The sequence below is a fragment of the Methanimicrococcus hongohii genome, from assembly GCF_032594095.1.
Lineage (GTDB): Archaea > Halobacteriota > Methanosarcinia > Methanosarcinales > Methanosarcinaceae > Methanimicrococcus > Methanimicrococcus hongohii.
The window spans coordinates 661,394-683,484 of record NZ_CP131059.1; the positions used below are offsets into that span (position 1 = coordinate 661,394).

A 22,091-nucleotide genomic window follows, 5' to 3' on the forward strand; every position below is an offset into this window, starting at 1 on the left:
TTTAAAATATTTTTTATTTTGATAATCGTTGACACTTTTTATTTTAACGATCAAATTATACTGTTCATTTTAACGATGTGATCGACACTTTCATTTTGGCTCTTTTGTTCTTTTATTTTCGATACTCTTTTATTCTTTACAGCACATTGATTTTTCAGGTGACATTTTGACGCGCGTTTTGGCAACTGGAACATTTGACATTCTTCATCCCGGACACCTTTACTTCTTGGAGCAGGCAAAAATGCTCGGTGATGAGCTTTATGTTATCATCAGCCGCGATGTCAATGTCAATCATAAACCGACGCCGATCATTCCGGAAAATCAGCGTCGAATGATGGTTGCAGCGCTCAAGCCGGTTGATTTCGCGCTTCTCGGAAGTTTAACGGATTATTTTGAACCGATTTCAGAAATCAATCCCGATATTGTCGTTCTCGGCTTTGATCAGAAATTCCAAGAAAAGGAATTGGAAGACGCGTTAAATGAACGCGGTTTTTTCCCCAAAGTCATCCGCCTTTCAAAAGCGGATTCAAATGGCGAAGGTGAATTTTACAGCAGCAGAAGAATTGCCGCTGAAATAATTGAACGCAAAAATAAGAATCAGGAAATTGATTGAAATCAACATCATACGGATTTTATTTTAGATTTTTTTCAATTTAAACTTTTCAACTTCAAACTTTTTAAATTTTAAACATTTCAATTTAAGCTTTCCTTTTTCGAATCGGCGACATATAATTTTCTTTTTCAGCCGCCGTTAATTTTTCAATCGAATAGCGAAGCATTGTCCGCGGCATTTCGCTTGCATGAACATCTAAAAACTGAATCAAAACGGCTTTTTCTTTTTTGCCGGTTTCCCGAAGCATCCACCCGGTGCATTTATGAATCAGATCATGCGTTGCGGGAAGAAAATATTCGCACAAATTCAGTGTCGGTTGAAAAGTGCCGCTTCGAATAAAAGCGTGCGTTGTCATCACGGAAATGCGCTGTTTCCATAAATCGTCAGACTTTGCCAAATTCCAAATCGTTTTTTCTCCGAGCGTTTCGGGTTCTGTTTCCAAGAACCATTCGCCGAGAATGTATGACGCGGAACAGTCAACCAAATCCCAATTATTGATATATTTCGTATTTTCCAAATAAAGCGTCACGATTTCTTTTTTCTCGCGCATGGCTGCAATTAATTGGTCATCTGATGCCGAACCGTTTCTTTTCGGCAAAGATTTTCGGCGCGCAGCATTGTATTTTTCAACCATTGTGAAAAGAGCCGTTTGCCGATGTTCATGAATCGGTGATTTCAACAAGATTTCCGTATCCGCCGGTGAGATATCGGAACAGATTTTCTTTGAAAGCGCTCTCATTTTCGGAACTTCGATTCCGATAAAAAGATCACCTTCGCCGTATTCTCCCGGACCCGTTTTAAAATATTTTTGATGATGTTTTGCTTTATCGGGATTGCTTAACCTTTCAAGTTCATTTTGAACATCCTGCGCCGTAAACATGAACACTCCTGTTTTTTTTCATGACTTTTTTGTTTGTTTGCGATTATTTTTGACAAATTTGATTTGTTTTTGATAAATTTGGATTTATTTTGATAATTTGGATTTGTTTTGATAATTTGGATTTATTTTTCCAAAAAATTCTCATTTTCCAAAATCAAAAGTTTTTGCTTCACGTCCGTTCCGCCGGCGTAGCCGACAAGTTTTCCGCTGCTGCCGATCACGCGATGACAGGGAATAAAAATTGCAATCGGATTTTTGTTGTTTGCCATACCGACGGCGCGGCACGCTTTCGGATTGCCGACAGCGTTTGCAATCTCTTTGTAAGTTGCGGTTTTGCCGTAAGGAATTGTACACAATGCTTCCCAAACGTTTTTCATAAACGGCGTTCCGGCCGGTGCCAACGGAACCGTAAATTCTTTTCGTTCTCCGCTGAAATATTCTTCCAATTGAGAAAATGCCTCAACGACGGCGGCCGGAGCGGAAGCGGCATCGAAATGACAGGATTCGCCGGAATTTGAAGAACTGTTTTCAAAAACAGTTTTCGTGATGAAGCCGTCTTTTTCTTCAATCCCGATTTGACAAACGGATGTTTCTTTAAAATAAATCATAAAATCAACTCTCAAATTTCTTAATGTATTGAAAGCGATTCTGAAATATAAGCATTTGATAAGAATAGTGAAAGTATTCATTAAAATAAAAATCGACGATAAATTTTGAAAATATAAAAGTGGTGCAGCTCGCGCGCGGCGGCGGTTGCGGCAAAAATCACTGAAGCGATTTTTATAAACAACGCCTTCCGCGCGCAAACATATTGGACACACCGCTTAGCTGAACATCTCCCCCGTTCTGATCGTAATTGCTTTTTCAACGGGAACGACAAAGATACGCCCGTCTCCGATTTTTCCGGAATACGCGGCGGATCTGATGATTTCGATCACTTCATCCGCTTTTTCATCGCATGTCGTGAGCTGAATTTCCGTTTTCTGAATAACATCGACATAAATCGGTTTTCCTCTGTACTGAAGGCAAACGCCTCTCTGTTCACCGCGCCCGGAAACTTCCGTGACGGTCATGCCGTAGTAGCCTTTGTCCGCCAGCGCCTGTTTGACCGCATCGAATTTTTCGGGACGGATAACCGCCATGATCATTTTCATATTTAGTTCTCCTGTTTGTTAGTTCTCCTGTTTGTGATTTCTACTGTTTGTGATTTCTACTGTTTGATTCATTTTCAAGCGCGTTCCCCGTGGTTTGAAATATCCAAACCGAGATCTTCTTCGATTTCCGATACACGAAGACCCATGACTTTTTTGACCGCAAGCGCGATGATGTAAGTCACGGCAAATGAGAAAATGACGGCAATGATTGCTTCGCCTGCGTTGACCGCAAACTGCATGAAATTGCCTTCAATCAGACCGCCGACGCCGGCAAGCGCAGAAGATGCGAAAATGCCTGTCGCAATCGCGCCCCAGAGTCCGCCGACACCGTGAATCGCCCACGCGTCCAAACTTTCATCCCATCCTTTTTTAACGCGGAAAATCAAAGCATAATAACAGACGATTGAAGCGATTCCGCCGATAATGATTGCCGGAAATATTTCGACATATCCGGCCGCCGGCGTGATTCCGACAAGACCTGCAAGTGCACCCGAAACCAACCCGACAGCACTCGGTTTTCCTTTGATCGAGCTGATAAGCATCCAAGAAAGTGCACCGGCTGCTGCCGCAATTGCCGTGTTCATGACCGCAAGTGCTGCGATTCCGTCTGCCGCGAGCGCGGAGCCGCCGTTAAAGCCGAACCAGCCGACCCAAAGAAGACCGGCGCCGAGAAGTGTCAGCGGAATGTTCTGGGGAGCTGAAACCATTTTCGTTTCGCCGAAGCCTGAGCGTTTGCCGATGACAAAAGCTGCTGCGAGCGCACCGAATCCGGCGCTGATGTGAACCACCGTTCCGCCGGCAAAATCGAGCGCGCCAAGAGCGTGTGCCCAGCCGCCGCCCCATGCCCAGTGTGCGAGCGGGTCATAAACGAGCGTTGTCCAAAGGAGCCCGAAAACAATGAATGAACTGAGTTTAACGCGTTCGGCAAAGCCTGATGTGATGATTGCAAGTGAAATTCCTGCAAAAATCATCTGAAAGAGAATGAAAAGAATATCGGGAATGCCTTCAACGATCGTGTCTTCAAGACCGATGCCGATGAGCCCGACATAGTCTAAGCCGCCGATGACGCCCGCAATATCAGGTCCGAAGGCGAGTGAATAGCCGAAGAAAACCCACTGGATACTGACAATTGAGAGGGCGAGAAAACTTAAGAAAACCATTGAAATAATATTTTTCTTCCGAACAAGCCCGCCGTAGAAAAGGCCGAGTGCCGGAATCATGAGTGTTACGAGTGCTGCGCTGATAATAATTAGAGCCGTAGAGCCGCTGTCTATTGCCAAAAGTTTTCACCTTTTTAAATTGAAATATGGATTGAATTTCACTGTTTAACAATAATATGCGACCGGTCAATTTTGTTTTTTACTTAATCCGTTACTTTGTTTAATCCGTTATTATGTCGATTTGATTCTTTTCGATTCGAATTTGGGTCGATTCGAATTTGGGTCGATTCGAATTTGATTCTTTTTTGATTCGAATTTGATTTCAGTTCGATTTGACAAATTGAAGAAGTTGAATTCTTTTCTTTTGTCAACAATTAATTGGAAAATTCGCTCATATTTAAGATTTTCGCATATTTTCACCCGAAAATTATATCGAATAAGACATAACACATAATAGTCGATTTTAATCAAATTTTGAATTATTGAGATGCCCGTTGACGAAAATATAATTTTTTACAACCATTAGATTATGGAATTTTATTATTAATGATGACATAATTCTTTGAAATTATTTTTAGAATATTTTGCATTTCCGATGAAATTTCATATATAAGTCTTCCGATTTTGAAAATTTCAAAAACTATATCTGCTTCCCGTGTTATTTCGGCTTGAGGAGTTCACAATGAAAACGGAAAACAAACTTGTAATTATCTTGTTCCTGATGGCATTTTCAACCGTCTTTTTGCTTTACGCTGTTATTTCGGCGGATAATGAATCGCTGATGTCTGCCGGAAATTCGGTTGTGCCGACCACAGAAGATGTCGGAAAAACAGTTTATACCGAAGGTTTGGTGATGAGTAAAAGAATGACTTTTACAGGCGACCATTTGATTATTCAAATCGAATGCGCCGACAAAACCGTTCTGCCTGTATTTGTTCCAAAATCCGTCGGCGCGTCATCGATATTTTCCAAAATCGAAGCGGAAAGTTTAATCGGCGTGAAAGGAGCAGTTGAAGAATATAACGGAACACTGGAACTTGTGCTGAAAAATGAAAATGATTTGCGTATATTGAATTGATTTGGTTCTAAATTGTTTTTTAAATTGATTTTTAAATTGATTTTTAAATTGATTTTTAAATTGATTTTTCTCAGTTGATTTTCAAAGAATTTCAGATTGAATTAAATTGAATCAGATTGATTTTCTTTGCCGCTTAGAACAATTCAATTTAATTTTAATGTAATCAGCAAATATATATCTCATTAAGGAAAATATCAATACGGCTGAACGGAAAAATCGTTCATCCGAGATTTATTTTCATTTCATGAATTGGATCTGATAAATATTGATACAGCAGTCTTGTGCTGCCTGAAACGATATGTTTGCGGCAGCAGATGTCTGTCTTTTTGCAATTTCATATACGGGGAAAATGTATGGAATCGCAGTCGATTTGAATCAATTTTGAATCGATAATTGAATTTAATATGCAAAGAAATGATGAACTATGTTCACGGCAGAAAATACGGAAGGGTTCAATCAAAAAGTTCTTGATAAAATGAACGCCGAAGTTAAAGAAAAAATGAAAAAATACGACCCGAAATCAAAAGATTATAAGAAAAAACTGGCAGAAGTGGAAGAAGAAGTCTTTGATGACTATTGCTGTAATTCATTCTCGCCTTCTATGAAGTTCTGATTTTATCGTATGACAAAAATTTCAAAAAAGTCATTGGCAAAGGAGCGATCCTTTGCTTTCTTTTATTTTTTGTTTGGTTTTGCTTTTTTTGTTTGGTTTTTATTTGTTTTTACTTTCTTGTTTGTTTTTTAATCGATTCTTTTGTTTCATTCATTTTGTTTTTCAAAAACGTTGGGCATTTTTGTTTGAGTTGCTTGAAAATTTGTGCGGTTCGCGCGCGACGGGCGGCGGCAGCTGCTGCGGCTGCCGGCAGACTGCGTGTCGGCAGCAACGGAAACCTGCAGGTAGCGGCGGGAACAGAAACCTCCCTCCCGCTGCAAACAAACATCTTCTTTCCGCCGGAACCCGAAATTTTGTGAGCGAAGCGAGCAAAATTTAATGCCAACAGATTTCTTAAAAAAGAGCAGAGACAAGCAGCAATGCAAATCTGATTGGCAGCGGCAACACAAACCCGATTGGCAGCAGCAACACTAAAAGACAGTTGCAAGAAGCACTTTTCCGGCACAGGAAAGGAATCCATAATCAACGGTTTTTGATTGTTTCGTTTCGTATGGGAAAAATCCGCCAAGTCTCGTTTCCTCCGCTCCGCTTCGGAAACTCAACTTGCGGGGGCGGAGCCTAATTTTTTAATTCAAATTTTAAATCGATTGAAACATCGTCTTTCAATCATTTTCTTCAAAAACGGAACGCCGTCTTTTCAATAAATTTAAAACATTTATTTAGGGTTTTATCGGGCGTCCAGGTTCACCGATTTTGAAAATTTGATGTTTAGGTTTTATCCCGAAATTAAATAAAACGAGGAACAAAATTGAAAATATTAGAAAAAATGGCACAGCTCGCGCGCGCTGCCGCAGCTGCAAACAGAAAACACGATCAATCGGCAGCCGATGCCACGTCATACGCCGTTTGGATCAGGCGCATCCAAGTGTTCAGCGCCGAGCGCAGTGAAATAATATCGTTGCTTTGGATTTCCAAAACAAGCCCGCCTTCTTTTAAGAAAAGAGAAACGGCGGAGCGGTCAGAAATGGATTCATTCGTTTCAGGCAAAAGACTTTGATAAATGTCGGAAATCAGCTCCGGCGTTTCCGATGTCAATGAAAAACGGGCTTGCGCTTTCATACAATCGCCTCAGTTGCTGACATCAGACTTAATGCCTTTGACATAAAGTCTTAAAAATAAACGGTCATTAGAATAAAAATCCAAACGGTCATCCGTCACATAAAGACGGCGAACGTAAGCGGCGTTGGGTTTGGGTTTGGAATCACCTTTGAAAACCCAAGGAATCGCGCGAACTTTTGCAGGAACTTCAGCAGAAACCTCTGTCGCGCTTTGCGGCGCAGAATCTGTTTTATCCGTTTTATCTGTTGTATCCGTTGTTTTATCTGTTGTATCCGTTTTATCTCGTTTATCTTTTTTATTTTTATTATTCTTGAACAATTCAATCAGCGAATCCGGCGGCACAGACAAACCTTTGTCTTCGATCATAAACATGCTCAGCAAATTAAAAATCTCGGAAGACTCGGCGCCGTAGAAAATACGCTCGCCGTAGCGAAGTTCAGCCTGCGGAACAGGATCAAAAGAAGTTTCCGAAAAACGAAGCGATAAAAACAAATGACCCGACGGATCGTAAAAAGAAAGACTGCCGGGGTTTCCGTGATATTCCCCGACGATGCACAAGACGGCTCCGCTGCCCTGCTCCAAAACCTCCGACAGCGGCATTTTACCGCGCGTCATATAAGCGGCATCAAAAAAAAGTGCCAGCTTTTTGCATAAAATTTTGGTTTTAAAAGAGGGTTTTCGAGAAGACGTCAGCAGCATCATTATTACTCGGCCTTAATTCTTTTAATGGTTGCCGGACGTTTTTTAACAAGAATTCTGTGACCGCAGTAGAGACAGCGGACACCTGCGTTTTCATAGTCGATGTCGATTTCTCTCTTGCAGTGGGAACAATAATAAGACAAATAAGTCACCTTTTTAATTCTCTGGAAAGTCGAATTATAATTTAGATTCAATTTAGATAATTCAACATATAAAATTAATGTCGATACAAATCAATTTCAATACAAAATGAATATTGATATCGAAAAATAATAAAAAGAAAGAAGAAACAGATATGGCTCTCACAGCCTCTGTTTCATTATTCTTCGTCTTCTTCTTCATCCAAGAAATCATAGTGATATTTCATGGAGCTGTCGGAAAGCGCATTCTTCATTGTGTTCTGGAAGGTTTTGCCGACCGCGGTCTGCGGAATGTATGTGCCGCCTGCGAATTTGAAGCCGCATTTCTTGCATTCCCAGATGCCTGTGCCGATTCTTCGAACAGACGGAAGATCGCATTTTGTACAGGAGTGCGGGCCTCTTGTACGTCCTTCAAGATCGGCGACGAGCTTTCTGTCTCTTCTGCCGTATCTGACACCAAATCTGCCGGCAGATCTGGAAACTTTACCTTTGCGTGAGTTTTTTCTAACCATAGTGTTTCACCTAAATTGAAGCGCCGAAGCGCATGTAATTTTGAAAATTTAAACTTGAATGACTCAAAAGATGAAATCGGCCGAAATTCATGAAACCGAATCATGAAATAAAATCATGAAACCGGATCAGCCGTCTCGTTTGAATCAAAAAGGTTGAAATGTTTAAAACAAGATTCAACCTCTTATAGAAAGATTAGATAAATATCTTTCCCTTATTTCGGCTCCCTTCTCCCTGGCGAGATTGACCATTTCAATGACTCTCTCGGGAAGCAAAGGTTCCGCCCCGCTCTTCTGCATGCCGGAAAGCGCGCCGTCCTGCTCGGTAATTATCATGAGCTTGGTGTCGCAGACAGTTCCTTCATCCAATGTCGGATCCAAAATGAGCGTGTTGTCGATGCTGACAACGGTAACGCCGACCGGAATGTTCTGCATCGGAAGCGGAATGGATTCAAAACCGTTCGCCTCGTCCGCCGGAACGATTGTTGTCATCAAAGCGGCAATGGAAGCAAGACATGACGCGTCAACAAGATTTCCGGCATCGTTAATGATGCTGATATCAACAAAAACCATCCAGACAAGCTCGCCTTCTTTGATGCACAGCTTTTCCAAGTCGATGGAATGTGACTCACGGATGCCGCGGTCAACGATTCTGGACATTTCAATGGACTCTTCTCTCGGCGGCCCAGCTTCAAAGTCGGGAGACGCGAGCGGATTTAACTCCATGCCCGTCATGATAATGCCCGAATTCGGAGAGTCGGGAAAAGGAGATCCTTTCTGCAATTTGATGCCGACCAAAACTTTTGTTTCGCCGTATTTGACGTAAGCGGAGCCTTCCGCCTTGTCAATGACATGTGTTTTAACGGAAATGTCGCGCATTTCTGTGAAGCTGCGGCCGTCGGCGCGCTTGCCTTCAACAATTAAATTGTGAATGTAATCCTTCTTTAAAGCGGAAAGTATTTCGTTAGGCATATTCAGTCCTCCTCGCCTTCATCTTCATCATCGTATTCAATCTCTCCTTCGTCCTCGTCACTTTCTTCATCGGATTCGGCATCAACGACTTCGTCTTCATCTTCCGAATCATCGTCAAGATCGTCGGCATCAATGACAAAGATGTCTGTTTCGCCGTCGTCGTCATCGTCCTCGCCGTCATCTTCATCCTCATTTTCATTCTCGTCATCGTCTTCTGCGTTATCATCTTCTTCGTCATCAAAATCGGCGACGAATTTTTCGATTTCTTTTAAATCTTCGGGATTGATTTCATCTTCATCAATGACAATGATATCCAAATCGGCGTCATCTTCATCAAGATCGAGAGTGCCGGATTCGTAGCTGCGGATGATTGCGGATACGTCTTTTGCGAGGCGCTGTGAAACTTCCGCAACGAAAGCGTCAATCTCATCTTCATTGATTTCATTAAAATCGCTTTCATCAACATCTTCGGCATCATTTGCGAATTCGCCGTTTTCATCATTTTCGGCGTCGTCCTCAACATCTTCTTCAACAACGTCTTCTTCGACTTCTTCTTCAACAACGTCTTCTTCGACTTCTTCCTCAACAACGACTTCGTCTTCCTCGTCATCCATAACGGACGCGAACTTTTCCAAAAGCGCTGCTTTCTGAATTTCAAGAACCTGACGGCAGCCTTGCTGAACAAGCGCCATCGCTTCTTCGAATTCGGACGGCGTTAAATGACCGTCCATTTGAATCAATGTAATTTTGCCGTCTTCCGTCATCGCAATCGGCAAATCAGCTTCGCCGTAATTGTCTTCGGGCTTGTTTAAGTCCAAAACGATTTTACCGCCGACTTTACCGGCAGCGCAGGCGGAAACCAATCCGCGCATCGGAATGCCTGCATCGACAAGCGCAAGTGAAGCGGCGTTGATTGCAGCCGTTCTTGTTCCGGCATCGGCCTGAAGAACTTCAACGAAAATATCAATTGCGGCTTTGGGATAATCTTCTGCGAAAAGAACCGGCTCAAAGGCTTCGCGGCTGACTTTTGAAATTTCACTGCTGCGGCGGCTGGGTCCGGGTCTGGCGCGGTCTTCCACGGAGAAAGACTGCATATTGTATCTGTATCGGATGACTGCTTTTCCGGCTAACTGCATGCGGCGCGGGTGCGCTTCGCGGGGACCGTAAACGGCTGCAATCACTTTGTTTCCGCCCCATTCTAAATAGCAGGAGCCGTTTGCGCGCGACAGGACACCGATTTTAATTTTCATCGGGCGGATTTCGTCGGGCTTTCTCTGGTCTGTTCGAAGACCGTTTTCATCAAAAAAAACCACGTCGGTTTGGTTTGAACTCATTTCAATTTCTCCAAGAATAAATATAATAATATAATAATTAATTTCCCGTTCTTAATTTTATTTTAATTTAAAATTTCGATTGATTTTATTTATCTGTCCGATTTATTTCCTTCGTGAACGGGCGGGTGTATAAAGAAGACGCTTTTAAAACAGGTGCAGTTTTCCTGCCTGTATGCTTCGGGCTGCGTTAAACGCGGTCTTGCAGCAGGCTGCTTTTTCACAACGGATCCGGCCGGCGCAGTTGATTCATTTTGAATGAAATCAAAACCGACAGCGGCGTTTTCAACGGAATTTCCGACAACGACTGATTTGCCGACAGCCGGAATTAAATTGTCATCGCCGGATTCGGATTCAGATCCATCAGATTCTTTTTCAGATTCCGCGGATTTCCTTTTCTTTTCTTGAGACGCTCTTGATTTTCTCGGAAGAGATTTCAATTCGGCTTCGGAAGATTCGATCAATGGCGCAGCTGCCGCTTCATTGACCGTTTCATCTTTTGCAGCGGATTTTAATTTGGTTTTTTTATCGGCTGCGGCGGGTTTTCGCTTTGCGTCATCGTGCGCTTCGCGTCCGGCAGCTTCGTATTGTTCGTCAATAAAAGCGGCTGTTAAATCGGTGAGTCCCGGGAGGCGGGCGTCTGTTTCGATTTTTTCCAAAGCTTTCATTAAAACATCCATATCAAATGAATCGCCGTTCATCCAAATGCGTCCGTTGCCGCCGACAAAAATGTCGCAGCCGGTTTTGGATTTGAGCATTGAAATCATGGCGCCGGAGCGTCCGATAATTCGTGACACTTTAGAATAAGGCACTTCGACAAGACGTCCTCTCGTCAGCTTTCTGCAAACGGGGTCTTTGTATGTCAATTCGACTTTCATTTCAGAATTGACATCCGCCACTTTCAGCAAAACAGTATCACCGATGTTGAAATGTTCGGTCATTTCTTCGGAAGGGACACGCTGCGGATATTCCATGACGTGCAAAAGTCCTTCATAAGGGCAATTAATATCAAAAATCCAATTCGATGACGTGACGACTGTCACATAACCGATGATAAGATCATTTTTCTTCGGCATATAAGGGCCGGAAAGCGGGTGAACAGAAAGTTTTCCTTTCTGGGCCAGAAGTCCGCATACGGATGCGTAGACTTTTCCGCCGGAAATATACGTTCCGGGACCCGACATTGCCGTGTCATCGGACAGCAATTCTCCGGGTATCACAATTCTCTTTTTGTCCATTCTATCCTCTTACTGATTGAGTTTTATATCGTACGTTTTAATCATTTTTATAGTCTTTCTTTAAATTCAATTTTATTTTTTATTCTGCCTTCATTTTTTGGATTAAAAAACGAAATAACTTTTTTATTGAACATTTTTCATCCGGATTTTATTTAGGATTTAAATCTATCGTTTTTGAAAAAAACGGTCACATTAAATGTGTAAAAAAATTACAAGCCTAATATGAGCAAATACATCGGAATGAATACAATTTCAGCAGACATTATTGCTGAAAGACCCGAACTCCTGCAGGAGTATACAACTTATCTCATACCATACACAGATCGAAAAGATTTGACAGCAATGGAAAAAGTTTGTATCGGAAACTACCAGGATGTACATTTTTGGAATACGCAAAAGAAAAGATGGAGTTTTTTCGTTCCGAATAATTGGGAGGGAAAGCCTTGGTGTTATGTTATAAATTCATGCTGCCGCAATTTTGAATTTTATAAATTGTTGTCAGCAGAGGAAAAAGAATTGGTGGGTTTTAATATTCAGAATATTGACAGCGCAATTCAAAAAAGCAAAACAGACAAGGATTATACTCTGTACAGAGGCGTAAATAATATTGATTGGCTGAAAAACTCGGAAGTCGGAGAATCATATATCGACTACGGGTTTGGAAGTTTCACATTAGACATAAACAAAGCATTGGAATATACAAATGTTAAAAATCCGATAATTTTTCAATTAGAATTAGAAAAGGGTGCAAATGCGCTGTATATTGACAGAGCAGAAAATGAAATGCTGCGCCCGAGGAATTCCCCATATAGAATAATCAAACAGGATAAAATTTATTTAATAGATGAAGATATAGAAGTAACAGTATACAAAATCAGAGTTAAAGAGGATGAGTCATATGTGGTATGAATCTTTTGAAGAAATATTTACTTACGTCGGGAAAGCCCCTGAGCTGACACCGAAAGAACTTGAAGAAACTGAAAAAATGATTGAACGAATGGATGAAGACTTAGAACGGCAAATTCAAAGATTGAAAATGAATCGCCGTTTGGACGGAACACAATATGAAGAAGGTGAAAACGTTTTGTATAGATATGCTCAAAAATAAAATAAGAATAGATAGAAAAAATAAAGAAAATAATAAAAAGTTGAAAGAAAAAAGTCGAGAAAAGAAATTGAAAAAAATTAAAAATGTAATCAAATGATGATCATTTCTTTGCAGGCGCATCATCTTTTATCAATTTCGTTTCCGCCTCTCCTTTTGTTATGTGATTCAGCAGCGCGTAAAAGTCTGTCTGCATGCCGGCGGGAATTCTGACAACGGCAATCCATGAGCCGTCTCCCTGCCATTCGTTTTTCAATATTTTTCCGAAACCGGAAATATCACCGTACGCTTTCGGCGCATACAGCGGCGGGATTCTGACGGCGACGCTGACTTCTTCAAAGCGGATCGGCAGAAGCGGGCGAATCGCTTTCATCGTGATTTGAACGAGCTCGTCAACGCTTTTCATCGGGTCGATGTTGACTTTGGCTTCTTCCATCGCAATTTCGATTCGCTGCGGCGGATGCGGCGCCATTGTTTGAGGATTGACGCCGTTTTGCGCGATAAATGTAACAACTGCCCTTCTTTTTTCTTCGAGGAAGCGTTTGCGCTGTTCTTTTGTCAGCTGAATTTCACCGTCTTTTAAGATGACGGAAGCGATTTGCAAAACGTCGTCCGTTTGAAATGTTGAAACAAGGTCGGAGTCGGCAATTTTGTCGCCGCGGCTCGCGTTTTCAAAAATCGTTTCAACCGCTAAAACGTCGGCGATATTGATTTCTTCTCCGCGCTTATAAGCGAGAGCAAGCTCGGGGTCAACGAGAATTTCAAACTCTTTGCTTCCTTTTTTAATATGAGCCGTAACGGCATCGTCAAGTGAAACCATGAAAATCAAATCCTGATATTTTTATAATACTTAGGATGACTTCGTTTAAAGCGTTTCGGTATTTTTTAAATTTCAGATTGATTTTGGAAAATAATCAGTTTTGGAATTTTGCAGCCGTCTGCGCGCGCGAATTGCTCCATTTTTCAATTGATTTTCAAACTTGTACTGCGTTTTTGTTTGTTTTTAGAATCGAAACCTAAACATCCAATTTTAAGAAATCGGTGAACTTGAACGCCCGATAAAACCCTAAATTTAATTTTTAGATTTTATTGAAAAGAAGGCGTTCCGTTTTTGAAAATTTTGATAAAAGACGATGTTTCAATCGAAATAATTTGAATTAATAGACAAAATACCGCCACCTCCAACGACGCGTTTCCGGAGCGTAAGCGGAGGAAAGAAGGAGTTGGAGATTCTTTCCCGTACGAAAATAAAAACTAAAATCAGTCAGCTGTTTCAACTGCTTTCGACTTCATACAATTGCCGTTTCTGCAACTGTCTTTTACTGCTGCTGCCAATCAGGTTTGTATTGCCGCGTGTATCTGCTCTTTAATCGTAATCCGTTTGCATTAAATTTTACTCGCTTCGCTCACAAAATTTCGGGTTGCAGCGGGAAGAAGGTGTTTGTTTGCAGTGGGAGGGAGGTTTCTGTTTCCGCTGCTACCTACAGGTTTCTGTTTCCGCCTGCAATCAGGTTTGCGCTCTGCCGCTGCCGGCAGCCGCAGCAGCTGCCCGCCGCCGCGCGAGCCGCACAAATTTTACAAAAAAAAATCAAAAATTGAACCGTGGAATTTTCAAATCAAAAACAAAAATTGAATCAAACTGATTGAAAAATAATGAAAACCGATGAGAGAGAAATGAAAAAGAATAAAAAAGAAAATGAAAAAGAAAATGAAAGACTCGATTAAATATCGAGGTCTTCTTCCTTTGAGGCAGAACTGCCTTCTGATTCTTCTTCCGTTTTCGGATATTTCTCTGAAATTTTGTCGGCATAAACTTTGACTTCTCCCGTTGTCAATTTTCTGAAATCCGCGCCGTCGACGGGAATGATTCCGACTTCAAGCGTTTCGGGCTTGAATTTGCCGTCTGCGGCTTTGTGAAGCGCTTCGACGCCGAGCAAAATCGCATCGTCCAAAGACATATCTTCATCATAATCGGTTTCAAAAACTTCAATGACGGGCACGCGGCCTGCACCGATTGCGGTTGCTTTGTATTCCAAAAGAGCGCCGCTCGGATCAGTTTCGAAAAGGCGCGGCGTGTTGTCTTCAACACCTGCGATCAGCAAGGATGTGCCGTAAGGGCGAGTGCCGCCGTATTGCGTGAAAGTCTGTTTGTGGTCGCAGATTTTCTTGGAAATCACTTCAACGCCGATGGGTTCGTCGTAAGAAACGCGGTTGACCTGCGCTTCAACGCGGGCGCGGTCGATCAATGCACGGGCGTCGGCGACAAGACCGGAAGTGGCAGCGCCGATATGATCATCAATTTGGAAAATTTTCTCAATCGAATTGGATTCAATCAAGCGGCTGGAAACGCGCTTGTCCACCAATAAGACAACGCCTTCTTTGACCTTGATACCGACAGCGGTTGTTCCTCTCTTAACTGCTTCTCGGGCGTATTCCACCTGATAAAGGCGGCCGTCCGGAGAAAAGACAGTGCTTGCGCGGTCATACATTTGAGGGGCCATATCTTTCATGATTTAAAACTCCTGTTTTTGTTTTGTTTTTATTAAATTCTGTTTGTTAAATTGAATTAATTTTTATTTTTAAAGTTAAATCAAGTATTTAAAAATAAATCTGAATCTGTGATTTTATACGAATCAAACAATATAAAGATTCGGAAAGTTGTGAAAACGGCAGCCGAATAAAACCGATAATAATTGACAATAATTGACAATACTGATAAAATTATACAAGTTATCGGTTCGGTCAGTTCTGTCAGCTCTGTCAGTTTCCTCTTTTTTGAAGAAATTTCGTTTCCGCTCCTTTGACGGTTCCCGAAACGCCCAATGTTTGAACAATCACTTTTTGTCCGTCAATCATTGTCATAAACGCCAAAACGCCGATTGCTTGTGTTACGGAAGTGTGTTTGCATTTAATGATCCCGACATTGTTTTCAAATCCGAGAACAGAAATGCCGCAGCCGGCAAAGCCGACATCGCCTAAAACAGCGCAGCCCGTTTGAGAAACAGACGCGATGAAAGCGTTTCTTTGAACGGGAGCGTCACTGATGACTTCAACGGCAATATATCTTTTTCGATTTCGAAGTGACGGTAAGAGCGGTTCCAAATGAATACACCTGTTTTAAAAATAATACAGATAAAGGAACATAAGAGGATTTAAGAATTTTGTTCAAAGCCGATAATCCGTATCGACTCAAAACTCCGTTTTTCACAATGAATGTGATGAATCTTGTTTCATACTGTAAAAAGTGAATAACATTTGTAGTTTATAAATATACCGATATATCGAAGGTATAAAACAAAAATAAACAAAATTAAACAAAGTCAAACAAAATCAAACAAAATCAAACAAAAATAAACAATCAAAATAAACAAAATCAAACAAACTCAAACAAATACAACCAAAAACTAAACGAACTCAAACAGAACAAAAAAAATGGAAAAGACAAAAAAAGAAGTCAATCAATATCATTCAGCCAATAAAATTCAGTCAATATCGTTCAAACAAAAGAATTCAAGGAAATCATTCGTCATTTTTGTCATTTTCTTCATTTTCATTATTTTCGTCATTTTCAACAATTTCAACGCCGGTCATAACAAGTTTTCCGGATTGCCGTTTTTTGCGCAATTCAATCATTTGAGAAGGATGAGCAGAAACTGCCGCTGCGGCTTCTTCCCGATTCAATCCGAGAAAACTTCCGAAAGCTTCGCATTCGTACGGTCCGCGCGCGTCATAAAAAGAGCCGGCGCCGCTGAATAATAAAACGGGAACCTTATATTTTTGAAGAATCGGAATCATATCCATGGAATCCGCCAATATTTTGCTTCTCCGATAGCCTTTGGTTTGTAAAAACGGATAAATGTCAAACCCGAAAGCGGTTTTTTTATCCTTTGCAATTTTTGCAACGATATGATTGATTTGGCCGACATTGACATACATGTTGCTCATGATGCCGTTATAGATTTTACCCGCGGAATAAGAAACGGGAATCACCAAATCAACATCAAGAGATTCGGCGGCGGCGCGAATCACTTTTTCATCCGCCGAGCGAACGGCAATAAAATTGACATTCGGCCTTTCTTTTCGAACGGCGGAATAAAGCGTGTTTTCATTTTCGGCTTCAATTTCAACGCCTTTATAATATCGAACGGATTGTTCGGATTCAAAAAGTGATTTGCATACCTGAGAATAACCGGAATCGGATTTACCGTTTCTTTTGAAAAGAATCACGTCCGTTATTCCGAATTTTTTGAAAAATAAATTAACATGCTCCGTAAACAAAAAGAAATCTTCGGGGGCGAGTTCTGCTGCCGCTTTTGAACAAATATCTTCGATAAAGTCAACGGACACATAATCAAAATAACGTTTATGCTTAGAATCGGAGTTTGAACAAAGCTTGGAACCGGAATCTAAACAATTCTCAGAATCGGAGTCAAAACAAGATTCTGAATCGGAATCGATTGAATTATTTGCGGCCAAACAATTCCTCCACGATGGGACCTGCTTTTTCCCATGATTTCGGATAGGTTTCGATTTTGACGCGAACGAAAACGGCGTCAGATGATTCTGTAAATTTGAGTTTTCCGGCGGCTGCTGCCTGCTTTGAAAAACGCATGTAAAAATTCAGCTCGTCGTCCAAGCGCTCGGGCATTTGTTCTCTCAGCGTTTCTAAGTCTTCTTCGCTGATATTTTCTTTGAAAAATTGAACGAATTTAGAACAGGCGCCTTTTTTCTTTAAAACGGCGGTTTTGACATGGATCGGATTTCCGAAGTGCCCTTCGGTCTCGATCGTCTCTTTCAGATCGCAAAGATCTTCTTTGGGAGACAGGCAAGGTGCCAAAAAAAAGTCCAGAGCCGAGTCGACTCCGGACAAATCTTCTGTCGCGTGCGCGATGACGCGAAAATTGATATGATGAATCAATCACTTTCCTCTGTTCATGTGTGCGCGAAGGCTCGGTCTGTTCTTTTCAGAACCGTTTCCGCGGACCATCAAACCTCTGCCTTTCTTGCCGGCGCTGGTCAGACCGCGCTGTGCTCTGCCACGGTTTGCGGGGTTGCAGATCCAGTTCAGGCGTTTGTCGCTCTGAATCACAGGGTGGCTCGGGTCGACGAGAATAACTTCGTACCACTTGAATTTACCGTCTTGAGCAACCCAGTAAGAGTTGAGAACTTCCATGTTCGGATATTTGCGTCCGGCACGTTCTTCACAGATTCTCTGGATGCTTTTGCCTGCGGTAATTTTGTTCATACCCATGTTGTGTGTACGTCTTCCGCGAATGTATCTCGGTTTTCTGAGACCGCCGCGTCTGACTTTGACACGTGTGACGATGATGCCCTGCTTGGCTTTGTAGCCGAGTGATCTGGCACGGTCGATTCTTGTCGGTCTTTCGATTCTTGTGACGGAACCTTCTTTTCTCCAAACTTGGAGGCGTTCCCATCTGAGTTCATCCACGTAGGTCTCTTCCGGTTTTTTCCAGGCGTCCCTAACGTATCCGTAGTAAGATTTTACCATTTTGTTTCACCAAATTATTACAGTTTCACGGTTCAGCCGCATGTTTTTTGCAGCCACATTCCAACGGGACGGATCCCGAAATGAAACATGGGACATATCAGTTCATTGCATTTAAAGGTTTTTAAAAGAAAAGAGAAACGATAAAATTGAAACGATAGAAGTTTAGTCCTATTAATTAAGATGAAGATGAAAAATAAAATGAAAAAAATAAAAACAAGAATCAGCGAATGATAACTTGTGAAATTTCGGTAATAAATTTATAAAACTGCGGTGGCCGAATGTCAAATTGAATTTTTTTTGTACCGTGCAGAATTCCTTTTAAAATAGCTCCTGCAATTATCGGAATGAAAAGAACAAATGTCACAAGCGTCCATTTTCCTCTGAAAGCTCTGTGGAATTCGATTCCGCCGATTATTAAATAAATAAGCATACCCGCAACCATAGTAAATAATTCAGGATTGGAAAAATCATAAATCATCATGGAAAAGTAAATAGAAACGAAAGAAATAAAATAACAAGTATAGAAGACGGCAACGAAATAAACAATAACCGTGATGAAACTTTTTAAAATATTCAGCAGATTATTTTCGCTTTTTGATTTGTTTTCATTTTTATGATTTGATTCATGATTAAAATTGCTCGGATTGACAAAATCATTCATTGATGTGACCTCCGTCATTAATTTTAGATTTCGAAATGTGATAAATTATTTCGATTCAATTTAACTTTCAATTATTTTAAATTCAATTTAACTTTCAATTATTTTAAATTCAATTTAACTTTCAATTATTTTAAATTCAATTTTCAATTTATTTTAAAATTTAATTTTTTTTAATTTAATATAAAATTAAATAATAAAATTCATCATTTAAAGCGTGTTTTTTCACCCATACTTTTTAAATTTTTTTACAGCTTCAAAGTACATAAAACTTATTCCTTGAAGCTGGAACAGTAAAAATAAACCAAGTGAACCGGCTGAAGAAAAACCGTCCAGTAAAAAGAACCAAACCTGATTATTCAATTCGAGAAAAACCGCAACCTTAAGAAGAAGATACGATGAGATTAAGGTTAAAGAAGCACTGGTAAAACCTGCCAAAACAGACATTGAAACAATAAACAAATAAGATATGCTGTTTGCCACGGTGTAAATGTAAAGTTCTTTGTTGATAAGTTCCAATAAAAACACCTCCTTAACTTAAATTTCATATGAATAATTGATTTACGATAAGGGATGAATAAGAAAAAAGAATATAACTGTTTCGAAATTTTTAAAAAGCGAATCGTTAAATACTGAAGGATATGAAAGAGGAATAAAAATACGGGAAGAAAAGAATGAATTCAGCTGAAAAAATCATTATCGAACTCGACCAAAACGGCATCAAATCCGACAAAGAAATCGACTTCACAAAATTAAAAACCGCCGCCGACATTCTCAAAGAATTGAAAATAAACGAAGAAACGGCGCTTTTGTTTTTCAAAGATAAACCGATTCCTTTTGATGAAAAAATTGAAGAAATCGGGCGGGAAAATATTCGTGACGGCGATTTCAGAATTTTAAAAGTTATCTTTGATGAGTAATTTTGATAATGAATGAAATATTTGAGTCAAAAAAAGATTTAAAACAAAAGATTCAATATACAGGACTCACAACTCAAAAATTACTATTATTTTTATTCGTATGATTATATAAGGTATGATTAACAAATGACCGAGTCGCCGGAAAAAACGGAGAAGCTTGTTTTCATTTTCGATGTTGACAGTCTTCCCGAAAATAAAATTTCCCTGTTTCTTAAAAGAAGTATAGCGCCTTCCAAAATCGAATGTCCGCTTTACCGCTTAACGCATGATGTCAAAGGATTAAAGCCTGAAGTTGCCGAATATATGAACGAGTTCGGCCTCGATTATGAAATCCTTTACAAAGATGAATTTATCAAAAAATATGAAGGGTTTGAAATTTTCGGCACCTTCAGAATCGCCGACGCGACTTATCCTTCCGTTTACATTATTATCGGCAGCGAAAGAGAAGAACGCCAAGTTTACGAACTCATTTCCGCACGTTATTTCAACAAATGCGAATCGCTTTCCTGTTTCGGCCGCGTGTTGGAACGCAAATATTCTCAGTTTAAAGAACTCGGTCCCGCCGAATTCAAACGCGTGAACAGTCCCGGATACAGACCCGAAAACGACGCGGAAGAGTTGGACGAAAAAGAAGAGAAGAAACAGAAAATCGAAAACGCTCATCAAAAAATCGTTGACATGGAAAATGAAATGAAAAAAACGAAATAATTAAAACGAAACTGAAAAACGGATTAAAACAATAATCGAAAGCAAACGAATTAAAAACGAGAAGAAATTAAAAAAAAAAACGATTAACAAATCCCTTTTTTGATATTTATGAAATCGAAAAGATTAGATTCCGACTTTTACACGCGCGATGTTTTGGAAGTTGCGCCCGATTTGATCGGCAAAATTCTTGTCCGCCGCCTGCCGACAGGCGAAGAGCTGCGCTTTCGCATCACCGAAACGGAAGCCTACCGCGGCGTTGAGGACACGGGCTGTCACGCCAAAGCCGGCAAAACGAAGCGAACAGAAACGCTGTACATGAAAGGCGGTCACACTTACGTTTATCTCTGCTACGGCGTCCACCATTTGATCAACGCCGTCACAGGTGCAGAGGAGCAGCCGCAGGCAGCACTGCTTCGCGGCGTGGAAGGCTTTTACGGCCCCGGCCGGCTGACAAAAGCGATGCAGATCACAAAAGATTTGAACGCGATTGATTTGACAAAGTCGGACGAAATTTGGATCGAAGATGACGGAACCAAACCAAAATACGTAACCGGAAAAAGAATCGGAATCGATTACGCCGATGAATTTTACAGAAATATCGAATGGCGGTTTACGGCACCGAGCGAAATCAAACCGAAGAAAACAATTAAGATTAAAGCAGATTCTTCAAAAAAGAAAAAAGCGTAACTCATTTTTGAAAATACTTTAAAAAACGAAGGCGAGGATAAACGAATTTTTGGAAAAATGGAGCGGTCGCGCGGGCGACGGGAAGGTGACAGCCGCAGCAACAATCATCTTTTTGATTTTCGGACAAACCTAAACATCGTTTTCTTTAATTTTCAATAAACCCGAACGCCCGATAAAATCCAAATTTAAAAAAAGTTTAAAAAACGGCGTTCAATTTTCTTTTAGATTTGAAATAAAAACGATGTTTGATTTGAAGAAAAATAAATGAAAATCCAAATACCGCCTCCGCAAGTTGAGTTCCGGGCGGCGCGAAGCGGCGAACCGGACTTGAAACGCAGTTTCAAGTTTCTGAGCGAAGCGAAGAAACGAGACTTGGCGGATTCTTCCCATCCGAATAAAAAGTTCGATTTCAGATATCACATATACTAAATTAAAAAGGCAGAATATGTGAATTCGTCGGCGCATAGTAAGAATCTCCATCTCCTCCTTCCCTCCGCTTCGCTTCGGGAACTCGTCGTTGGAGGGGCGGTAAATCGCTTTTAACTTCAATATTTGAAGAAACCCAAACATCATTTTTCTTTAATTTTTAAAAACCTGAACGCCCCTTAAAACCCAAATTTAAAAAAAGTTTTTGAAAAAAAACGGCGTTCACTTTTTTTAGATTTGAAATAAAATCGATGTTTGATTTTTGACAAAAATAAATGAAAAATCCAAATACCGCCCCCGCAAGTTGAGTTTCTGAGCGAAGCGAAGAAACGAGACTTGGCGGATTCTTTCCACGCCGAATAAAAAATTCAATTTCAGCGCTAATTGCAGATACAATTTAAAAGGCGGATTCTTTCCACGCCGAATAAAAAATTCAATTTCAGCGCTAATTGTATGATACAATTAAAACGGCGGATTCTTTCCCGCCGAATAAAAAGTTCAATCTCAGCGCTAATTGCAGATACATTTTAAAAGGCGGATTCTTTCCATATGAATAAAAAATTCAATTTCAG

29 protein-coding genes and 1 pseudogene are annotated in these 22,091 nt (G+C 40.7%); 10 read left to right on the forward strand and 20 right to left on the reverse strand.

The genetic code is table 11. The features are described 5' to 3' along the window. Positions 1 to 145 precede the first annotated feature (145 nt). Positions 146 to 613 (forward strand): FAD synthase family protein, encoded by a 468-nt coding sequence (locus MmiHf6_RS03020; protein WP_316558641.1) that lies wholly within the window; start codon positions 146 to 148, stop codon positions 611 to 613. Positions 614 to 698: 85 nt separating this feature from the next. Here the strand turns inward: MmiHf6_RS03020 and MmiHf6_RS03025 are convergent, their stop codons facing one another. From MmiHf6_RS03025 to MmiHf6_RS03040, 4 genes are all read right to left on the reverse strand, one after another. After that, positions 699 to 1,493, reverse strand: coding sequence for a DNA alkylation repair protein (locus MmiHf6_RS03025; protein WP_316558233.1), 795 nt, complete (start codon positions 1,491 to 1,493; stop codon positions 699 to 701). 122 nt (positions 1,494 to 1,615) lie between these two features. Further along, the gene (locus MmiHf6_RS03030) at positions 1,616 to 2,101 is read right to left on the reverse strand and encodes a methylated-DNA--[protein]-cysteine S-methyltransferase (RefSeq protein ID WP_316558234.1); all 486 of its coding nucleotides are present in this window, start codon (positions 2,099 to 2,101) and stop codon (positions 1,616 to 1,618) included. 216 nt (positions 2,102 to 2,317) lie between these two features. Further along, complete coding sequence (locus MmiHf6_RS03035; RefSeq protein WP_316558235.1) at positions 2,318 to 2,647, reverse strand: P-II family nitrogen regulator; 330 nt, start codon at positions 2,645 to 2,647, stop codon at positions 2,318 to 2,320. Between the two features lie 74 nt (positions 2,648 to 2,721). Then, the gene (locus MmiHf6_RS03040; RefSeq protein ID WP_316558236.1) at positions 2,722 to 3,927 is read right to left on the reverse strand and encodes an ammonium transporter; all 1,206 of its coding nucleotides are present in this window, start codon (positions 3,925 to 3,927) and stop codon (positions 2,722 to 2,724) included. 562 nt (positions 3,928 to 4,489) lie between these two features. On the opposite strand from MmiHf6_RS03040, the gene MmiHf6_RS03045 reads away from it, so the two are divergent. Together MmiHf6_RS03045 and MmiHf6_RS03050 are read left to right on the forward strand one after the other, a co-directional pair. Continuing rightward, positions 4,490 to 4,885, forward strand: coding sequence for a single stranded DNA-binding domain-containing protein (locus MmiHf6_RS03045; protein WP_316558237.1), 396 nt, complete (start codon positions 4,490 to 4,492; stop codon positions 4,883 to 4,885). Between the two features lie 424 nt (positions 4,886 to 5,309). Beyond that, positions 5,310 to 5,498, forward strand: a complete 189-nt coding sequence (locus MmiHf6_RS03050; protein ID WP_316558238.1) for a hypothetical protein — start codon at positions 5,310 to 5,312, stop codon at positions 5,496 to 5,498. Between the two features lie 109 nt (positions 5,499 to 5,607). Here MmiHf6_RS03050 and MmiHf6_RS03055 read toward each other — a convergent pair whose 3' ends face one another. From MmiHf6_RS03055 to rrp4, 8 genes and pseudogenes are all read right to left on the reverse strand, one after another. Then, positions 5,608 to 6,066: a hypothetical protein gene (locus tag MmiHf6_RS03055; RefSeq protein ID WP_316558239.1), complete on the reverse strand. Its 459-nt coding sequence runs from the start codon at positions 6,064 to 6,066 to the stop codon at positions 5,608 to 5,610. Positions 6,067 to 6,371: 305 nt separating this feature from the next. Next, positions 6,372 to 6,617, reverse strand: coding sequence for a KEOPS complex subunit Pcc1 (locus tag MmiHf6_RS03060; RefSeq protein ID WP_316558240.1), 246 nt, complete (start codon positions 6,615 to 6,617; stop codon positions 6,372 to 6,374). Positions 6,618 to 6,626: 9 nt separating this feature from the next. Further along, entirely contained in the window at positions 6,627 to 7,319 is a 693-nt protein-coding gene (locus tag MmiHf6_RS03065; RefSeq protein ID WP_316558241.1) for a Brix domain-containing protein, read from the reverse strand. 2 nt (positions 7,320 to 7,321) lie between these two features. Next, positions 7,322 to 7,459 carry a DNA-directed RNA polymerase subunit P gene (locus tag MmiHf6_RS03070; RefSeq protein ID WP_133516650.1) on the reverse strand — a complete coding sequence of 46 codons (138 nt, stop codon included), beginning with the start codon at positions 7,457 to 7,459 and terminating at the stop codon, positions 7,322 to 7,324. A 176-nt stretch (positions 7,460 to 7,635) separates the two neighbouring features. After that, the gene (locus MmiHf6_RS03075; protein ID WP_316558242.1) at positions 7,636 to 7,968 is read right to left on the reverse strand and encodes a 50S ribosomal protein L37ae; all 333 of its coding nucleotides are present in this window, start codon (positions 7,966 to 7,968) and stop codon (positions 7,636 to 7,638) included. A 174-nt stretch (positions 7,969 to 8,142) separates the two neighbouring features. Then, on the reverse strand, positions 8,143 to 8,943 hold the full coding sequence (gene rrp42 / locus MmiHf6_RS03080; RefSeq protein WP_316558642.1) for an exosome complex protein Rrp42: 801 nt from the start codon (positions 8,941 to 8,943) through the stop codon (positions 8,143 to 8,145). Beyond that, on the reverse strand, positions 8,940 to 10,271 hold the full coding sequence (gene rrp41 / locus MmiHf6_RS03085) for an exosome complex exonuclease Rrp41 (protein ID WP_316558243.1): 1,332 nt from the start codon (positions 10,269 to 10,271) through the stop codon (positions 8,940 to 8,942). The genes rrp42 and rrp41 overlap by 4 nt, the downstream gene beginning before the upstream one ends. A gap of 485 nt (positions 10,272 to 10,756) precedes the next feature. Beyond that, positions 10,757 to 11,506, reverse strand: a pseudogene (gene rrp4, locus MmiHf6_RS03090) (exosome complex RNA-binding protein Rrp4); the annotation flags it as partial. Between the two features lie 222 nt (positions 11,507 to 11,728). Here rrp4 and MmiHf6_RS03095 point away from each other — a divergent pair. Both MmiHf6_RS03095 and MmiHf6_RS03100 read left to right on the forward strand, forming a co-directional pair. Then, positions 11,729 to 12,415: an ADP-ribosyltransferase gene (locus MmiHf6_RS03095; RefSeq protein ID WP_316558245.1), complete on the forward strand. Its 687-nt coding sequence runs from the start codon at positions 11,729 to 11,731 to the stop codon at positions 12,413 to 12,415. Further along, on the forward strand, positions 12,405 to 12,614 hold the full coding sequence (locus MmiHf6_RS03100) for a hypothetical protein (RefSeq protein ID WP_316558246.1): 210 nt from the start codon (positions 12,405 to 12,407) through the stop codon (positions 12,612 to 12,614). The genes MmiHf6_RS03095 and MmiHf6_RS03100 overlap by 11 nt, the downstream gene beginning before the upstream one ends. Positions 12,615 to 12,714: 100 nt before the next feature. Here MmiHf6_RS03100 and MmiHf6_RS03105 read toward each other — a convergent pair whose 3' ends face one another. Continuing rightward, entirely contained in the window at positions 12,715 to 13,431 is a 717-nt protein-coding gene (locus MmiHf6_RS03105) for a ribosome assembly factor SBDS (protein WP_316558247.1), read from the reverse strand. Between the two features lie 403 nt (positions 13,432 to 13,834). On the opposite strand from MmiHf6_RS03105, the gene MmiHf6_RS03110 reads away from it, so the two are divergent. Continuing rightward, on the forward strand, positions 13,835 to 13,981 hold the full coding sequence (locus tag MmiHf6_RS03110) for a hypothetical protein (protein ID WP_316558248.1): 147 nt from the start codon (positions 13,835 to 13,837) through the stop codon (positions 13,979 to 13,981). Next, positions 13,965 to 14,210 (forward strand): hypothetical protein, encoded by a 246-nt coding sequence (locus MmiHf6_RS03115; protein WP_316558249.1) that lies wholly within the window; start codon positions 13,965 to 13,967, stop codon positions 14,208 to 14,210. The genes MmiHf6_RS03110 and MmiHf6_RS03115 overlap by 17 nt, the downstream gene beginning before the upstream one ends. A 122-nt stretch (positions 14,211 to 14,332) precedes the next feature. Here the strand turns inward: MmiHf6_RS03115 and psmA are convergent, their stop codons facing one another. The 7 genes from psmA to MmiHf6_RS03150 form a co-directional block, all read right to left on the reverse strand. After that, a complete protein-coding gene (gene psmA / locus MmiHf6_RS03120; RefSeq protein WP_420891312.1) occupies positions 14,333 to 15,121 on the reverse strand; it encodes an archaeal proteasome endopeptidase complex subunit alpha in 789 nt (262 codons plus the stop codon). A gap of 250 nt (positions 15,122 to 15,371) precedes the next feature. After that, complete coding sequence (locus MmiHf6_RS03125) at positions 15,372 to 15,713, reverse strand: Rpp14/Pop5 family protein (protein WP_316558250.1); 342 nt, start codon at positions 15,711 to 15,713, stop codon at positions 15,372 to 15,374. A 417-nt stretch (positions 15,714 to 16,130) separates the two neighbouring features. Beyond that, positions 16,131 to 17,087: an RNase P subunit p30 family protein gene (locus MmiHf6_RS03130; protein ID WP_316558251.1), complete on the reverse strand. Its 957-nt coding sequence runs from the start codon at positions 17,085 to 17,087 to the stop codon at positions 16,131 to 16,133. Then, positions 17,074 to 17,529 (reverse strand): RNA-binding domain-containing protein, encoded by a 456-nt coding sequence (locus MmiHf6_RS03135; RefSeq protein WP_316558252.1) that lies wholly within the window; start codon positions 17,527 to 17,529, stop codon positions 17,074 to 17,076. The genes MmiHf6_RS03130 and MmiHf6_RS03135 overlap by 14 nt, the downstream gene beginning before the upstream one ends. Continuing rightward, on the reverse strand, positions 17,530 to 18,120 hold the full coding sequence (locus MmiHf6_RS03140) for a 50S ribosomal protein L15e (protein ID WP_316558253.1): 591 nt from the start codon (positions 18,118 to 18,120) through the stop codon (positions 17,530 to 17,532). 220 nt (positions 18,121 to 18,340) lie between these two features. Continuing rightward, positions 18,341 to 18,781: a hypothetical protein gene (locus MmiHf6_RS03145; RefSeq protein WP_316558254.1), complete on the reverse strand. Its 441-nt coding sequence runs from the start codon at positions 18,779 to 18,781 to the stop codon at positions 18,341 to 18,343. 222 nt (positions 18,782 to 19,003) lie between these two features. Then, entirely contained in the window at positions 19,004 to 19,297 is a 294-nt protein-coding gene (locus tag MmiHf6_RS03150) for a hypothetical protein (protein ID WP_316558255.1), read from the reverse strand. Positions 19,298 to 19,452: 155 nt separating this feature from the next. Between MmiHf6_RS03150 and MmiHf6_RS03155 the strand changes: the two genes are divergently transcribed. From MmiHf6_RS03155 to MmiHf6_RS03165, 3 genes are all read left to right on the forward strand, one after another. Next, positions 19,453 to 19,698 carry a hypothetical protein gene (locus tag MmiHf6_RS03155; RefSeq protein ID WP_316558256.1) on the forward strand — a complete coding sequence of 82 codons (246 nt, stop codon included), beginning with the start codon at positions 19,453 to 19,455 and terminating at the stop codon, positions 19,696 to 19,698. Between the two features lie 126 nt (positions 19,699 to 19,824). Further along, positions 19,825 to 20,406, forward strand: coding sequence for a hypothetical protein (locus MmiHf6_RS03160; RefSeq protein WP_316558257.1), 582 nt, complete (start codon positions 19,825 to 19,827; stop codon positions 20,404 to 20,406). A 108-nt stretch (positions 20,407 to 20,514) separates the two neighbouring features. After that, positions 20,515 to 21,093 carry a DNA-3-methyladenine glycosylase gene (locus MmiHf6_RS03165; protein WP_316558258.1) on the forward strand — a complete coding sequence of 193 codons (579 nt, stop codon included), beginning with the start codon at positions 20,515 to 20,517 and terminating at the stop codon, positions 21,091 to 21,093. Positions 21,094 to 22,091 lie beyond the last annotated feature (998 nt).

What these genes read in the sequence shown, in the direction of transcription:
- MmiHf6_RS03165 (WP_316558258.1), top strand. Translation starts at nt 20,515, where the DNA reads ATGAAATCGAAAAGATTAGATTCCGACTTTTACACGCGCGATGTTTTG.
- MmiHf6_RS03100 (WP_316558246.1), top strand. Translation starts at nt 12,405, where the DNA reads ATGTGGTATGAATCTTTTGAAGAAATATTTACTTACGTCGGGAAAGCC.
- MmiHf6_RS03025 (WP_316558233.1), bottom strand. Translation starts at nt 1,493, where the DNA reads ATGTTTACGGCGCAGGATGTTCAAAATGAACTTGAAAGGTTAAGCAAT.
- MmiHf6_RS03105 (WP_316558247.1), bottom strand. Translation starts at nt 13,431, where the DNA reads ATGGTTTCACTTGACGATGCCGTTACGGCTCATATTAAAAAAGGAAGC.
- psmA (WP_420891312.1), bottom strand. Translation starts at nt 15,121, where the DNA reads ATGAAAGATATGGCCCCTCAAATGTATGACCGCGCAAGCACTGTCTTT.
- MmiHf6_RS03155 (WP_316558256.1), top strand. Translation starts at nt 19,453, where the DNA reads ATGAATTCAGCTGAAAAAATCATTATCGAACTCGACCAAAACGGCATC.
- MmiHf6_RS03050 (WP_316558238.1), top strand. Translation starts at nt 5,310, where the DNA reads ATGTTCACGGCAGAAAATACGGAAGGGTTCAATCAAAAAGTTCTTGAT.
- MmiHf6_RS03035 (WP_316558235.1), bottom strand. Translation starts at nt 2,647, where the DNA reads ATGAAAATGATCATGGCGGTTATCCGTCCCGAAAAATTCGATGCGGTC.
- MmiHf6_RS03140 (WP_316558253.1), bottom strand. Translation starts at nt 18,120, where the DNA reads ATGGTAAAATCTTACTACGGATACGTTAGGGACGCCTGGAAAAAACCG.
- MmiHf6_RS03160 (WP_316558257.1), top strand. Translation starts at nt 19,825, where the DNA reads ATGACCGAGTCGCCGGAAAAAACGGAGAAGCTTGTTTTCATTTTCGAT.
- rrp41 (WP_316558243.1), bottom strand. Translation starts at nt 10,271, where the DNA reads ATGAGTTCAAACCAAACCGACGTGGTTTTTTTTGATGAAAACGGTCTT.
- MmiHf6_RS03060 (WP_316558240.1), bottom strand. Translation starts at nt 6,617, where the DNA reads ATGAAAGCGCAAGCCCGTTTTTCATTGACATCGGAAACGCCGGAGCTG.
- MmiHf6_RS03145 (WP_316558254.1), bottom strand. Translation starts at nt 18,781, where the DNA reads ATGAATGATTTTGTCAATCCGAGCAATTTTAATCATGAATCAAATCAT.
- MmiHf6_RS03095 (WP_316558245.1), top strand. Translation starts at nt 11,729, where the DNA reads ATGAGCAAATACATCGGAATGAATACAATTTCAGCAGACATTATTGCT.
- MmiHf6_RS03030 (WP_316558234.1), bottom strand. Translation starts at nt 2,101, where the DNA reads ATGATTTATTTTAAAGAAACATCCGTTTGTCAAATCGGGATTGAAGAA.
- MmiHf6_RS03075 (WP_316558242.1), bottom strand. Translation starts at nt 7,968, where the DNA reads ATGGTTAGAAAAAACTCACGCAAAGGTAAAGTTTCCAGATCTGCCGGC.
- MmiHf6_RS03045 (WP_316558237.1), top strand. Translation starts at nt 4,490, where the DNA reads ATGAAAACGGAAAACAAACTTGTAATTATCTTGTTCCTGATGGCATTT.
- MmiHf6_RS03065 (WP_316558241.1), bottom strand. Translation starts at nt 7,319, where the DNA reads ATGATGCTGCTGACGTCTTCTCGAAAACCCTCTTTTAAAACCAAAATT.